Origin of the sequence: Thioalkalivibrio sp. AKL17, assembly GCF_000377885.1 — a bacterium.
In the GTDB taxonomy this organism is placed as follows: domain Bacteria; phylum Pseudomonadota; class Gammaproteobacteria; order Ectothiorhodospirales; family Ectothiorhodospiraceae; genus Thioalkalivibrio; species Thioalkalivibrio halophilus.
Window position 1 is genome coordinate 24,345 of sequence record NZ_KB898769.1, and the last position, 14,408, is coordinate 38,752.

Annotated in this window: 11 protein-coding genes; 4 read left to right on the forward strand and 7 right to left on the reverse strand. The window is 67.9% G+C overall.

All coding sequences use genetic code 11. The annotated features are described in order from the left end of the window. Positions 1–20: 20 nt before the first annotated feature. From D577_RS0111690 to D577_RS0111715, 6 genes are all read right to left on the reverse strand, one after another. Entirely contained in the window at positions 21–2,450 is a 2,430-nt protein-coding gene (locus tag D577_RS0111690; protein ID WP_018947654.1) for an EAL domain-containing protein, read from the reverse strand. A 178-nt stretch (positions 2,451–2,628) separates the two neighbouring features. Then, positions 2,629–3,075: a cyanase gene (cynS, locus tag D577_RS0111695; protein WP_018947655.1), complete on the reverse strand. Its 447-nt coding sequence runs from the start codon at positions 3,073–3,075 to the stop codon at positions 2,629–2,631. Positions 3,076–3,257: 182 nt separating this feature from the next. Continuing rightward, positions 3,258–4,916: a sigma-54-dependent Fis family transcriptional regulator gene (locus tag D577_RS0111700; protein WP_018947656.1), complete on the reverse strand. Its 1,659-nt coding sequence runs from the start codon at positions 4,914–4,916 to the stop codon at positions 3,258–3,260. Between the two features lie 208 nt (positions 4,917–5,124). Next, a complete protein-coding gene (locus D577_RS0111705) occupies positions 5,125–5,964 on the reverse strand; it encodes an ABC transporter permease (RefSeq protein WP_018947657.1) in 840 nt (279 codons plus the stop codon). Continuing rightward, positions 5,961–7,244 carry an ABC transporter substrate-binding protein gene (locus tag D577_RS0111710; RefSeq protein WP_018947658.1) on the reverse strand — a complete coding sequence of 428 codons (1,284 nt, stop codon included), beginning with the start codon at positions 7,242–7,244 and terminating at the stop codon, positions 5,961–5,963. Before D577_RS0111710 ends, D577_RS0111705 begins: the two co-directional genes overlap by 4 nt. A gap of 36 nt (positions 7,245–7,280) precedes the next feature. Continuing rightward, entirely contained in the window at positions 7,281–8,141 is an 861-nt protein-coding gene (locus D577_RS0111715; protein WP_018947659.1) for an ABC transporter ATP-binding protein, read from the reverse strand. A gap of 452 nt (positions 8,142–8,593) precedes the next feature. On the opposite strand from D577_RS0111715, the gene D577_RS0111720 reads away from it, so the two are divergent. The 4 genes from D577_RS0111720 to D577_RS0111735 are packed head-to-tail and all read left to right on the forward strand — an operon-like array spanning position 8,594 to position 12,146. Continuing rightward, positions 8,594–9,142, forward strand: coding sequence for an OsmC family protein (locus tag D577_RS0111720; RefSeq protein WP_018947660.1), 549 nt, complete (start codon positions 8,594–8,596; stop codon positions 9,140–9,142). A gap of 17 nt (positions 9,143–9,159) precedes the next feature. After that, complete coding sequence (locus D577_RS0111725; RefSeq protein WP_018947661.1) at positions 9,160–10,296, forward strand: acyl-CoA dehydrogenase family protein; 1,137 nt, start codon at positions 9,160–9,162, stop codon at positions 10,294–10,296. A gap of 21 nt (positions 10,297–10,317) precedes the next feature. Then, a complete protein-coding gene (locus tag D577_RS0111730; RefSeq protein WP_018947662.1) occupies positions 10,318–10,701 on the forward strand; it encodes a DUF302 domain-containing protein in 384 nt (127 codons plus the stop codon). Further along, positions 10,701–12,146 (forward strand): FAD-dependent oxidoreductase, encoded by a 1,446-nt coding sequence (locus D577_RS0111735; RefSeq protein ID WP_018947663.1) that lies wholly within the window; start codon positions 10,701–10,703, stop codon positions 12,144–12,146. The genes D577_RS0111730 and D577_RS0111735 overlap by 1 nt, the downstream gene beginning before the upstream one ends. A gap of 39 nt (positions 12,147–12,185) precedes the next feature. Here the strand turns inward: D577_RS0111735 and glgB are convergent, their stop codons facing one another. Further along, complete coding sequence (gene glgB, locus D577_RS0111740; protein WP_018947664.1) at positions 12,186–14,399, reverse strand: 1,4-alpha-glucan branching protein GlgB; 2,214 nt, start codon at positions 14,397–14,399, stop codon at positions 12,186–12,188. Positions 14,400–14,408 lie beyond the last annotated feature (9 nt).

Genomic DNA, 14,408 nt, shown 5'->3' on the forward strand with positions numbered 1-14,408 from the left:
CGAGTCCCTCGGCGTTTTCCTCAGCGCGGGACGCCGGCGGCGGCCACCCCGCCCTCGCAGTCTTCCAGCAGCTGCGGCAGCTCGTTCGCCGGGACCGGCGGGCTGCACAGAAAGCCCTGCCAGGCATCGCAGTAGCGGGTCTGGAGGAAGCTGCGCTGGTCTTCGGTCTCGACCCCCTCGGCCAGCACTTCCAGCCCCAGGTTGTGGGCCATGTTGATGATGGTTACGGTCAGTTCGGCATCGTTGGGGTCGTGCGGCAGATCCTGGACGAAGGCCCGGTCGATCTTGAGCCAGTCGATGTTGAAGCGCTTGAGGTAGGCCAGCGAGGAGTACCCGGTGCCGAAGTCGTCGATGGCCAGCGCCACGCCCAGGCCCTTCAGCTGCAGCAGGACCTCGCGCGAGCCCTCGGCCTGGATCAGGGTGGTTTCGGTCATCTCCAGCACCAGACGCCCGGGGTCCATCCCGGTGGAATCCAGCACCTCGCGCACGCGCGCGACCAGTGCGGGGTCGTTCATCTGGTGGGCCGAGAGGTTCACCGCCAGTGACAGCTCCGGCAGGCCCTGCCGGTCCCATTCCACCACCTGGCGGCAGGCCTCGCGCAGGACGAACTCGCCCAGCGGGCTGATCAGGCCGGTTTCCTCGGCCACCGGGATGAAGCGTCCGGGCGAGATCAGCCCCTTGTCCGGGTCGCGCCAGCGTACCAGCGCCTCGACCCCGGACACGCGGCGTTCGCGCAGGTCGATCTGCGGCTGGTAGAACACCTCGAGATGGCCGTTCTTCAGGGCCTCGCGCAGATGATTTTCGGTCTCCAGGCGCTCGCTGGCGGCGGCGGTGAGGTCCTCGCTGTAGAAGCTGTAGGTGTTGCGGCCCTGGGCCTTGGCGCGGTACATGGCCGCGTCCGCCTGGGTGATCAGGGCCTCGGGCGACCCGCCGTTATCGGGGAACAGAGTGATCCCCAGCGAGCCTCCGACCTGCAGCGAGCGCCACCCGCCCACCGCGAAGGGCTCGGCGATCACCGCCAGGATCTCCCGGGCCCGCTCCTCGAGGGCCTCCAGCGATTCGACATCGTCCAGCAGGACGATGAACTCGTCGCCGCCCAGGCGGGCGATGGTGTTGGCCCGTACCCGGTCCTTGAGCCTGTCGGCGAGGATCTTCAGGAGTTCGTCGCCGACCTGGTGACCGAGGCTGTCGTTGATGGTCTTGAAACGGTCGAGATCCAGGAACAGGATCGCGACCCGCCCGCCATCTTCGGCACTGGTGTTGATCGCCGAACGCATGCGCTGGGTCAGCAGCACCCGGTTGGGCAGGTCGGTCAGCGGATCGTGGCTGGCGCGATGCGCCAGCTCCGCCTCGTGCCGGCGCAGGCGGGTCTCGGCCTCGCGGCGCTGCTGCACCTCGCGCCCGAGGTCACGGTTGATCCGGTGGTAGCGCATGGTCGCCGCAGCCATCAGCGCCAGCAGCCCCAGCAGCAAGGCGATGGTGACCGCCGGGTTCTCGCGCCAGTAGAGCAGCGGGTCCAGGGCCGGGTTGCGTTCGTAGGGCGGGGCGCCCAGACGTTCCAGCAGGTCATGTGCCGGGGCGTAGGACAGGGGCGCGGCCCAGCCGAAATATTCGCCGGCCCCGCTTGCCGGGTGACCCTCCGGCATCTCCAGCAGGGCCACGGTCACCGCGTTGGCCAGGGCTTCGTCGGCATGTTCCATGCGCGAGAACGGCCATTCCGGGAACAGGCGGGTGGTGTGCTCGAACGGAAAGCCGGGGGTGTCGCGCGGTTCCAGCACCCGCAGCTCGCCGGGTTCGAACGCCCCGGCCCCGGCCATGCGGTCGAGCACGCCGGTGCGGACCGTGCCGGCGTCCGCGCGGCCGTCGAGCACGGCCTCGACCACGCGGTCATGTGGCATGTCGGTGAAAGTCAGTTCGGCGAGATCCTCGCGCGGATCCACGCCGGCATCCAGCAGGGCCTCGTGCCCGGCATGCCAGCCACCCAGCGAACCTTCCTGCACCGCGAACAGGTGCTGGCCGGCGATGTCCTCCAGCGCGGTGATGTCGTCGCGGTCGGCGCGCGTGAAGATGACGCCGCCGAACAGCCGGACCGGTTCGCCTTCGTGTGACGCGATCAGTGTGGTCAGGCGGCTGATGCCGTGGGCGTATTCCAGCTGGACGTAGTGCCCGGTATTGGTGAGAACGAAATCGATCTCTTCCCCCGCAGCCGCGTCTTCCAGCTCGGGGTAGTTCATCGCCCGCATGCGGAAATGGACGCCGAAATCCTCGCCGACGGCCTCGGTCAGGTAGTCCGCGGTCGGTTGCCAGCGGGCCTCGGCTGCACTTGCCTCGCGCACCGCGAGCACACCGATGTCCACCGTCGTGGCCCCATCCGGAGCGCCGGCGACCGCGCCCGGGAGGGACGGGAGCAGCATCACGGCCAGGACGAGGGTGCGGGGCAACCATTGCATGCCGGTCAGCCTACTACGAACCGGGCAGTGGATGCTCGTACGTGCAGACAACGGTTTGATTCGGGAACCTTTCGTGCCCGCGAGGGGCAGGGAAATGCAGGGAGGGCAGGGAGGAAAGGCTGGCAGAGCCCCGCCCGGGCCACGGCCACGGGCGGGCAAGGGGGCGAGTGGCCGGTGTTCACCAGCTCTTGTAGGGCAGGAACTTGCCGTTCCAGGTGATCTTCACCCGATCCCCCTTCGGGTCCTCGACCTTGTCGATGTCCATGGTGAAGTCGATGGCGCTCATGATGCCGTCGCCGAACTTTTCGTGGATCAGCGCCTTCATGGTGTCACCGTACACGTTGATTGCCTCGTAGAAGCGGTAGATCACCGGGTCGGTCGGGATGGTCTTGTCCCAGTGCTTGTGCGGGAACGCCTGCAGGGCCTTCGACACGTCGGGGCCCAGGTCGAGAAACGCGGTGAGCCGGTCGGCCGCCTCGGCGTCGAGGTGATTCATGCCGTAGCAGGCCGAGGTCACGTAGACCTCGTGCAGGCCGGTGGCCTCGGCGATGCCGGCCCAGGTCGCGGACCGGCTCTCCTTGGCTTCGAGGATGGTGGCGGTCATTTCGGTCTTGCTGAGGGTCATGGTGGCCTCCCGGTTGGTGTCGGATCAGTGTTGCCACCCAATGCTCTGCAGATCCCGTGCCAGCTGGACGCCGTTCACCGGATCCGCTCCGGGACGGCCGTACGGGAGCACGGGTCGGGTGAGGCGGACACTTTGTCCGCTCCCGGTGCGGACAAAGTGTCGACAATGTCCGCACCGGGGTCTCAGGCCAGTCCCAGTTTCTTCAGGCGGTAGCGCAGCTGGCGCGGGGTGAGGCCCAGGTCCATGGCGGCACGGGTCTTGTTGCCGCCGCTGCGTTCGATGGCGTCCCGCAGCTGGTCGGCCTCGGAGGCGTGCACGCGGCGGTAGGGGCGGACGATGCCGGGGCCGGCCGCCCCGTCGGAGTGCGCCTCGTTGCCGTGCGTGCCGGGAAAGGCCGGGGTGTCCGGCGATGGTGCGGCGTCCGGTTGCGGGGAAGCGGCGGGACCGCTGGCGTGCAGCCCCGGGCTGATGCGCGATTCTTCGTGCAGGATCTCGTCGATCAGGGCGGTGCCGATGCGGCCCTCGCTGGAGAGCAGCACCGCGCGTTCCAGCACGTTCTCCAGCTGGCGGATGTTGCCCGGCCAGTCGAAGGTCTCCAGACGCTCCATCACCCCGTCGTCCAGGACCACGTTCCAGCCATGGACGTGGGTGTAACGGTCGAGAAAGTGCCGTGAGAGCAGGCGAATGTCGCTGGCGCGATCGCGCAGCGCGGGCATGTGCAGCGGGATCACGTTGAGGCGGTAGAACAGATCGAGCCGGAATTCCCCGGCATTGACCGCTTTCTGCAGGTCCTTGTGGGTGGCGGCGACCACGCGCACGTCCACCGGGATGTCGCGCGATCCCCCGATCGGCTGCACGACCCGTTCCTGCAGCACGCGCAGGATCTTGGACTGCAGCGCCTCCGGCATGTCGCCGATCTCGTCGAGGAACAGGGTGCCGCCGTCGGCCAGGGCGATCTTGCCGGTCTTGGCGCTGGAGGCCCCCGTGAAGGCCCCTTTCTCGTGGCCGAACAGTTCCGATTCCAGCAGGTCGGCCGGGATCGCGGCACAGTTCAGGGAGATGAACGGTCGCGCGTTGCGCTGGCTGATCCGGTGGATCATGCGCGCGATCTTTTCCTTGCCGGTCCCGGAGTCGCCGGTGATCAGCACCGTGGCCTGGGTGTCGGCGATGCGGTGGACCTGCTTGAGGACGCTGCGCAGGGCGGGGCTCTCGCCGAGGATTCCGTATTTCGCCCCCTGGGTGTCGAGGGCGCTCTTGAGGTAGCGGTTTTCCGAGACCAGTTCGGCCGTGCGTTCGGCGATCAGCTGGTTGATGCGCAGGACCTGGCCGATCATGGAGGCGACAACGCGCAGCACGTTGAGATCGTCCTGGAACTGGCGCGAGCGCCGGCGCAGACGGTGGACGCCGAGTACGCCGATCGGCTGTTCGTCCTGCACGATGGGGACCCCGATATACGCCACGGTCTCCTGCGGCAGGGTGGCGCGATCGACCGCCCGGGCGAGATATTCCGGCTCGTTGTCGATGTCCTGGATCAGCGCGATCTGTCCGGTCTTCATCACCCGGCCGGTCACGCCCTCGCCCAGCGAGTAGCTGCCGCGCTCGCGTTCGGCGTCGGTCAGGCCGTAGGCATGCCGGATCTTCAGCTGTCCGCTGTCCGGGTCGGGCAGCAGGACCCGGCCGCGGTTGAGCCCCAGCAGCTGGGACATCATGCCGAGGATGCGGTAGATGGCGGCGTCCGGGTCGCGCGAACGGCCCATCAGCCGGGCGACCTCCAGCAGCAGGGTGATCTCCTGCTCGCGGGTCGCCTGGTCGGTGCGGTCTTCGGTGGCGGTGTCGTTCATGCCCGGTGGACATGCAGAAACCCTGCCAGTGTCAGGGAGCCGGGCACGGCGCCATGCAGCGCCCGGTTGGTCCGGCGGTGGGGCCCCGTAATGCACGCGAATGGTGCAATCCTGCGATATCCGTGCTTCGGCGGTGCAGGTGGAAAGGGAAAAAGGCCCGGCCGCGAACGGCCGGGCAGATGGAGGGAGCAGGGAGGAAGGGGGTGGTTCAGCTTTCGGCGTGGTAGCTGCTGCGCCGGATCAGCCGCACGCAGATGGCGTCCAGCATATAGCCGATCAGGCCGATCACCAGTACGAAGGCCGCCAGCTTGTCGTACTCGAGCGTGTCGCGGGCATCGTTGATGGCGTAGCCGAGTCCCGAGGTCACGCCCAGGTATTCCGCCGGCACCAGTACGATCCAGGCCACGCCGACGGCCAGGCGGATGCCGGCGAACACGTCCTGGGCGATCGCGGGCATCACGATGTAGCGCAGCGTGTGGTAGGGGTTGGCGCCCAGGTTGGAGCCGACCTTCAGCCACATCGGATCGATGCGCTGCACCCCGTGTGCGGTGGCGTAGGTGATCGGCCAGACCGCGGCGATGGCGATCAGGAAGATGATCGCCGCATCCCAGGTGGCGAAGGCCAGCACCGCGATCGGCATCCACGCCAGGGGCGAGATCATGCGCAGGAACTGGAACGGCACGTGGGTGGTTTCGCGCAGCACGTTGAAATAGCCGATCATCACCCCCAGCGGGACCCCGATCAGGATCGCGTAGAGCAGGCCGAAGCCGACCCGGTGCAGGCTGGATTCGATCGGCGACCACACCTGCCCGGAACTCACGATGTCCCAGAAGGCGGTCAGCGTGGGCCCGGGGGCGAAGCTGGCGAACGCCATGGTGTCGGGGTTGTTGGCGATCAGCCAGCCACCCCACCACCACAGGGCGAGCAGTCCGGCGATGCCCAGTACCGGATACTGCAGCGCCCGACGCAGGTGATTGGCGGTGCGCAGCGAGGCCCACCCCCACTCCCCGGGGGTGGCCGGCAGGTCGAATGTCGCGTCACGGTTCATAGCTGTACGATCTCCTCGCGGGCAAACGGCGAATCCATGTCCACGCCGGGTGCGTTGTGCCAGGCGGTGTATTTCTCCATGGCCTTCTCGACGAACTCGTAGTTGACCAGGTCATCGGCCACTTCCTGCGGGTCCAGGCCCTGCAGGAAGGTGGTGTCGCCGCCGACCAGGGTCTCGTTCATCGCCCCGACCAGCATCTTCGTCGCCGACGGGTAGGGCCACGGGGAGAAGTCGATGCGGCCGTTGCCCCAGTCGGCGTGGCGGATCGCGCCGGAGTCGATGTAGGTGCTGTCGTCGGCGTAGTTGGTCATCGCGCGTTCCACCACCCCGGACGGCATCGGCAGATAGCCCTTGCCGTCACGCGACAGCAGGTGGGCGACCTCCTTCTTGTTGTCCTGAATATGCCCCTGGGCGCGGACCACGGCGTTCATGGTCTTCTGCGTCCATTCCGGCTGGCGGTCGGTGAGCGTCTCGTTCATGCACACCACGCAGCAGGGGTGGTTCTTCCAGATGTCGCCGGTGAAGCGCAGCAGATTGCCGTGGGCCAGCATCTCGCCGGCGGCGTTGAAGGGCTCGGCGACGATGAAGGCGTCGATCGAACGCGCAGCCAGGGCCGGCGGCATGTCCGGCGGCGGCATCAGCATCAGGTTGACCTCGTCCGGTGCCAGATCGTCGCCCTGATCCTTGATGACCGGCTTCAGGCCGGCGTCGCGCAGGGCCATCTGCATGACGACGTTGTGCATGGAGTACCAGTAGGGCACGGCCACGCTCATGCCACCCATGTCGGAGAAGTCGTTGACCTCCACGTGACGCCCGGTGACCACCGCCGAGCCGTTGGTGTGGGCCCAGGACATGATCTTGGCCGGGAAGTCGTTCTGGTAGCGCATCCACAGCGGGATCGGCTTGAGCAGGTGGACCAGGTTGAAGCGGTTGGCCGCGAAAGATTCGATCAGCGGCGACCAGCCGCGGATCAGCTGCGGTTCGGCCACCTCCAGGCCTTCGTCCTCGAAATAGCCCTCGGAATGCGCGACCAGCAGGGCCGCGGCGTCGGTGATGGGGATGTAGCCGATGCGGACGACGCCGTCGAAGTCGTCCACTTCGGGGTCGACGCCACCCAGGTCGGGTTGCTGGGCGAGCAGCGAGCCCGGGGCGGTCAGGCCGGCGCCGGCGACCAGCGAGCCGGCCGCCGCCGAGCGCAGGAAGGTACGGCGGGACAGGCTGCCGCCAAGGATGCGGTCGAGTTCCGCGTCGATGTGGTGGTGGTTGTCACAGTTGCACATGGTGAGGTTCCTCTCGGGTGACGGGCTAGGGACGGTTCAGGCCGCGCGAATCGCGCGACGGGCGGGGGCGGATCCGGATGCGGCGGGATCGTCGGCTTCGGGGGCTTCGGCGGATGACGACGTGTCATCGGTCGGGTCGGGGCGCGAGGCCGGATGACGCGTCGCGCCAAAGAACTCCATCAGCTCGGCCTTCAGTTCGGTGAATCCGGGGCTGGTGCGGTCGCGCGGATGCGGCAGGTCCACCTTGAGCTGGTGTTGCAGCGTGCCCGGGTTGGAACCCATCACGACCACGCGATCGGCCATGGCGACGGCCTCTTCGATGTCATGGGTGACGAACACCACGGTGATGCCGCGATCCCGCGAGAGCCGCACGACCTCGTCCTGCAGTTCGGTCTTGGTGAACGCATCCAGGGCGGAAAACGGCTCGTCCAGCAGCAGGAGTTCCGGGTCGGTGGCCAGGCTGCGCGCCAGGGCCACGCGCTGCTGCTGGCCACCGGACAGCGACTGCACGTTGACCTCGGCCTTTTCGGCCAGGCCCACCGTCTCCAGCAGGGCGTCGACGCGCTTGTTCATGCCTTCCTGACGGCCCTGGAAGATCAGGCCGAGGGAGGCGTTGCGGCGCACGGTCATCCACGGGTAGAGCGAGGGCTTCTGGAACATCATGTTCCAGCGCGGGCTGGGCTTGATGACCTGGTGGCCGTTGATGCGTACCGCGCCCTCGCTGGGGATCAGCAGGCCCGCGAGCATGTGCAGCAGGGTGGATTTCCCGCAGCCGCTCTGCCCGATCAGGGCGATGGTCTCGCCGGGGCTGACGGTCAGCTCGATGTCCTGGAGCGTCGGGTCCGTCTGTTTCGGATAGTGATGCGTGATGTAGTCGATGGAGATGGCTGCGCCCATGGCGATGCTCCTCTTCCGGGAACGTTGATGGGCCGTGGTTCTCACGGCGCGCTCACAGGAACCCTTACAAGAGGCGTGCCAGATGCAGAACGGCGGCGGACCGGGCGCGAAACGGGGTGGCTCCGGAGGGGGTGAAACGGCTGCAGGACGCGGATCAGCGGGGACCAGGCGGGGGTCACGGGCCGGCGCTGGCGGTGACGCCGGGTGGCGGTGGCCGACGTTTCGTCGTGGTGCAACGGGGCATTGTGTCGACAATGTTGGTGCAAGGGGCGGACAAAGTGTCCGCTTTGTCCGACTGCGGGTCAGGGCAATCTCCCCGGATGGACTGCCGATCGGCCGAAAACCGCGGCATGGCGCCATCGGGGCCAACATGGCACGGCTTCTGCAACGGGACTGGCGACCCGGCCAAAAAGGTTCGGGCAGTGACCAAACAATCGTCAGGAGACCTGATCATGTCGACCGCAGAAGCCACCACCACGATTTCCATGAATGCCCTGGATCCCATCGACCAGGACGGGCTGAACAAGCTCGCCGACAAGGGCAAGTCCAACCCCGACAGTGTCGTGACCCTCAAGGCGCGCACCGTGTGCGAGGGCAAGTTCCGCAACCTTACCTACGTGCGTGACCTCGATGCCCACGTGATCGACGAGCCCCCGCATCTGCTGGGCGACGACACTGCGCCCAACCCCTCGGAGGCCGCGCTGGCCAGCCTGGGGGCCTGCCTGTCGGTGGGGATGCATGCCAACGCCATCGATCGCGGCATCACCCTCACCAAGCTGGAGCTCTCGCTGGAGGGTGACATCAACGTGACCGCGGTCTGGGGCGTGGGCGACACCGACAAGTCCAAGCGCCTGGGCTTCACCGACATCCGCGTGAAGGTCGACCTCGAGGGCGACGCCAGCGAGGAAGAGCTGCAGGAACTGGTGGCGCACGCCGACTTCTGGTCGCCGGTCGCCAACACCATGCGCAACCCGGTCAACGTGGCCGTGGAAAAGGCCTGAGGCCGAGGAGACCCGTAATGCTCGAGACCCGTGAACAAGCAACGGGGGTGGCGCCGGTCTCCGCACCGGTGTACGCCGAGGACGGGCTGCGGGACCTGGTGGCGGGGCAGCTTGCCCCGCTCACCGTCCGCATCGACCGTGACGGCCATTACCCCGAGGAATTCCTGCATCAGGCGGGTCAGCTGGGTGCGTTCAATGCCCATCTGGCCAGCCAGAACCCCGCGGGGGTCACGGACCTGGTGTCCGCGATCCGCGCCGAGGAGGTGATCTCCGCCGAATGCATGACCACCGGCTTCGTTGCCTGGTGCCAGAACGCCTGCGCCTGGTACGTGGAGAACAGCGATTCCTCCACGCTCAAGCGCGAGGTGCTGCCGAAGCTGGCCAACGGCGAGGCGTTCGGCGCCACCGCGCTGTCCAATCCGATGAAGTGGTTCGCCAGCATCGAGGAGCTCAAGCTCTCGGCCGAGCGTGTGGAAGGCGGCTACGTGGTGTCCGGGGCGCTGCCGTGGGTGTCGAATCTGGGCGAGGACCACTACTTCGGCGCGATCTTCCGTACCACCGATGACAACCCGCGTCCGCTGATGGCGGTCATCAACTGCGCCGACCCCGGCTTCAGCCTGACTCCGTGCCCCGAGTTCATCGCCCTGGAGGGCTCGCGCACCTTCGGTTGCCATTTCGACCGGGTGTTCGTGCCCGACGAGCACGTGCTGGCGGATCCGCTGCCGGAGTACATCCAGCGCATCCGTCCCGGTTTCGTGCTGCTGCAGATGGGCATGGGCCTGGGCCTGATCGAGGGCTGCATCAACACCATGCACGAGGCCAACGAGACCCTGTCGCACGTGAACGGCTATCTCGATGACCAGGCGGGCGAGCTGGAGGAGGTCCTGGAAGACGCACGCCAGGCGACCTATGCCCTGGCCCGCGATCCCTTCGACACCAGCGACGCCTTCTTTGCCGACGTGCTGCAGATGCGTCTGACCGGTTCGGAACTGGCGCTGCGGGCCTCGCAGTCGGCGCTGCTGCACAGCGGGGCGCGCGGTTACCTGTCCAGCGCGGCCGCCCAGCGCAAGCTGCGCGAATCCTATTTCGTGGCCATCGTTACGCCCGCCATCAAGCACCTGCGCAAGGAGCTGGCGCGTATCCACGCCCACTGACCGGCGCCCGGAGGAGACATCATGCTGGAAACCACCACCAAACTCGATGCCGAAGCGGCCGTGGCGGCCCTGAAGGAGGCCGTGGAGGCGCAGGGCCTGCGCGTGGCCGGAGAAATCAACGGCCAGGCCAATGCCGCGATGATCGGGGCCGAGGTCCCGGTCGACCGTATCCTCGAGGTATTTCACCCGAAATATGCCCTGCGCGTGTGGGAGGCCTGCAAGCCCGCGGGTATCGACATCCCCCTGCGCATCCATGTCTGGAGCGACGGCGAGCAGCTGCATGTAACGGCGCGGCGTCCGTCGGAGGTGTTCGCCCCGTGGGGCAGCGCCGAGCTGGATGCGCTGGGCGCGGAGCTGGACCCGCTGTTCGAGGCGATTGTCGCCCGTCTGCCGGAGGTTGCGTGATGTCTGCTGAAGCCGAAACCGAATATCGACGCTACATCTGCCGCGTGTGCGGCTACATCTACGACGAGGCGAAGGGCGACCCGGACTCGGGTCTGCCACCGGGGACCCGGTTCGAGGACATCCCGGACGACTGGTACTGCCCCGACTGCAACGTCACCAAGGCCGATTTCGACCGCCTGCAGCCGCGTGCCGAGGACCCGGTCGAGGCACAAGCGGCGCAGGCCTGGCGCACCCCGCTGGCGGACGACCCGGATGCGGTGGTGGTCGTCGGCGGCGGCATGGCCGGCTGGGCGATGGCCGAGGAACTGCGCGCCCGCGACCTGGAGCGCAGTATTCGTCTGGTGACCGGGGATCGCGGCGATTATTACACCAAACCGCGGATCTCCACGGCCTGTGCGCGCGGCGTGGACCCGGACGACCTGATGGAGGAATCCGGCGTGGCGCGGGCCGCGCGCCTGGGCGTCGAGCTGCTGCCGCACGTGCGCCTGCTGGACATCGACCGTGAACGCCGGCGCCTGATCACCCCGCGCGGCGGCATTCCCTACGGCGATCTGGTGCTGGCGACCGGCGCGAGCCCGATACGGCTCGACATTCCGGGCGACGGACCCCCGCCGCGGGTGGTGAACACCCTGGATGACTACCGCGCGCTGCGTGCGGAACTGCAACCCGGGGCCCGCGTGGCGATCGTGGGCGCGGGGCTGGTCGGCAGCGAGCTGGCCGATGATCTGGCGGCCGGCGGCTATTCGGTGGATCTGATCGAGATGGCCGAGCGCCCGCTGGCGCGGCTCGCGCCGCCCGAGCTGGGGGATGACCTGGCGGCTGCACTGGCGCAGCGCGGGATCGCCCTGTACACCGGGACCTCGGTGGCTTGTCTGGAGGCCTTGCCGGCGGCGGGCGAAGGTCCCGTGGCGTCCCGGCTGAAACTGGCCGGTGGCGAGACCCTGGAAGCGGACGTCGTGATTACCGCCCTCGGTTTGCGGCCGAACATCGACGTGGCTGTCGGGGCCGGCCTGGACTGCGGGCGCGGCATCCGGGTGGATGCCACGCTGGCGACCTCCGATCCGGCGATCCGCGCCCTCGGGGACTGCGCCGAATACGACGGCGTCCTGCGCCCCTACGTGGGTACGCTGCGGGCCCAGGCGGAAGTGATCGCCGATCGCCTGGCCGGGGGAACGGCGCGCTATGAACCGGACGCCGGCACCGTGCAGGTCAAGACCACCAGCCTGCCGATGCAGGTCTGCCCGCCATCGGCCGCGGATGCGGCCACCGGTGAGTGGGTGCTCGTGGGGGGCGATGCCGACGGCCGCCGGATGGAGTTCCATGCCAACGGCCGTCTGGCGGGTTTCGCCCTGTCCGGGGCCCTGACCCGCGAGGCCGGGCCGATAGAGGCCCGGCTGGGCGAGGCGGTGACGCAGCCGGAGGTTCGTGCGCGGATGGCGTCCTGACGGACGCCTCCCGGCCGTGCCCCGGCGCTGCGCGGGGCTTCAGCCCCCGGTCGGCTCCAGCAGCAGTGCGGTCAGCGGCGGCAGGTCCACGTGGAGGGTGGCCGGCTGGCCGTGATACGCCTCGGTCGTGGCCTCGCACTGCAGCGGGCCACGCGATGCCCCGCCGTAGAACTCCGAGTCGGTGTTCAGCAACACCCGCCAGGTCCCGGAACGCGGGCTCGGGATCGGGTAGGCGCTGCGTTCCACCGGCGTCAGGTTGAGGATCACGATGCGTTCGTGGCCCTCCACGTCCCGGCGCACGAAGCTGAGCACCGAATTGTCGGCGTCGTCGGCATTCAGCCAGGCGAAGCCATCGGGCTCGAACTCGCGACCGTGCAGCGCGGGCTGCTCGCGATACACCCCGTTGAGGTCCTTTACCAGCTGTTGCAGGCCCTGATGCAGCGGATACTGCAGCACGTACCAGTCCAGCTCCCCGGCCTCCGACCATTCGGTTCCCTGGCCGAACTCCTGGCCCATGAACAGCAATTTCTTGCCCGGGTACAGCCACTGCCAGGCGTACAGCAGGCGCATGTTGGCATGCTGCTCCCACTCGTTGCCGGGCATGCGCCCGCGCAGGCTGCGCTTGCCGTGGACGACCTCGTCGTGCGAGAAGGGCAGCAGGAAGTTCTCCGAATAGGCGTAGATCTGCGCGAACGTGAGCTGACTGTGGTGGTAACGCCGGTGGATCGGGTCCATGCCGAAATACGTCAGGGTGTCGTGCATCCAGCCCATGTTCCACTTCATGGTGAAGCCCAGCCCGCCCATCGACGGCGGCCGGCTCACGCCGGGCCAGGCGGTGGATTCCTCGGCGATCATCACCACGCCGGGGTGGCCGGTCTGCACGGTCTCGTTGACGTCGCGCAGGAACTCGATGGCGTCCAGGTTCTCGTTGCCGCCGTGGATGTTGGGGATCCACTCGTGGTCTTCGCGGTTGTAGTCGAGATAGAGCATGGAGGCGACCGCATCCACCCGCAGGCCGTCGAGGTGGAAGTCCTCGATCCAGCACAGCGCCGATGACAGCAGGAAGTTGCGCACCTCGGGACGGCCGTAGTTGAAGATCAGCGTGCCCCATTCGCGGTGCTCGCCGAGGCGCGGGTCCTCGTGCTCGTACAGCGCGGTGCCGTCGAAGCGGGCGAGGGCGAAGTCGTCGCGCGGGAAATGGCCCGGCACCCAGTCGAGGATCACCCCCAGACCGGCCTGATGGGCGGTATCGACGAAGCGGCGGAAGTCATCCGGGTCGCCGAAACGCGAGGTGGGCGCGAAGAAGCCGGTGGACTGATAACCCCAGGAGCCGTCGAACGGATGTTCGGTCACCGGCAGCAGCTCCAGATGGGTGAAGCCCATGTCGCGGGCGTAAGGCACCAGGCGTTCGGCCAGTTCGGCGTAGTTCGGCCAGTCCCCGTCGGGGCTGCGCTGCCAGGACCCCAGATGCACCTCGTAGATGCTCATCGGCCGGTGTTTCCAGGCCTCGGGGTCGCGGTTCTCCATCCACTCGCGGTCGTTCCACGCGTAACCGCTCTCCGGGATGACCCGCGAGGCGGTCTCCGGGCGTACCTGGTAGGCGGCCGCGTAGGGGTCGGACTTCAGACGCAGCTCGCCGGTGTCACGGTTGCGGATCTCGTACTTGTACAGGGTTTCCGGACCCAGTCCGGGGATGAACAGCTCCCAGATGCCGCTGGAGCCGTGCACGGTCATCGGATGGCAGCGTCCGTCCCAGTGGTTGAAGTCGCCGACCACGCTGACCCGCTCGGCCGCCGGCGCCCATACGGCAAAACGCACGCCGTCGATCCCGTCACGGTTTTCGCAGTGCGCGCCGAACATGCGGTGGGCGTGCCAGTGGCGGCCCTCGCCGAACAGGTGGCGGTCGAAATCCGGGATGTTCGGGGCGAAGCTCCACGGGTCGATGACGCTGACGATCTCCTTGTGGCCGGACGGGCGCCAGCGCAGCTCCGGATGTTCCGCCAGCTTGCGCGAGGCGCCCTTCCATACGAACAGCCCCGGGGTGTCGGTGGTGTCCATGGGCTCCGGGGGCGCGTCGGGTTCCGGAACCAGCCAGACCTCGTCGGCCTGCGGGAACCAGGCGCGATAGCAGGTGGTCTGGCGGTTAAGGGCGTGGGCCCCCAGGACCGCATGCGCGTCGTGCAGACGGGCCTGTGCCAGACGCCGGATTTCATCCGCGACTTCCGTAATGCAATTGTTCCGGTCAGTTGTCATACTCGAGGC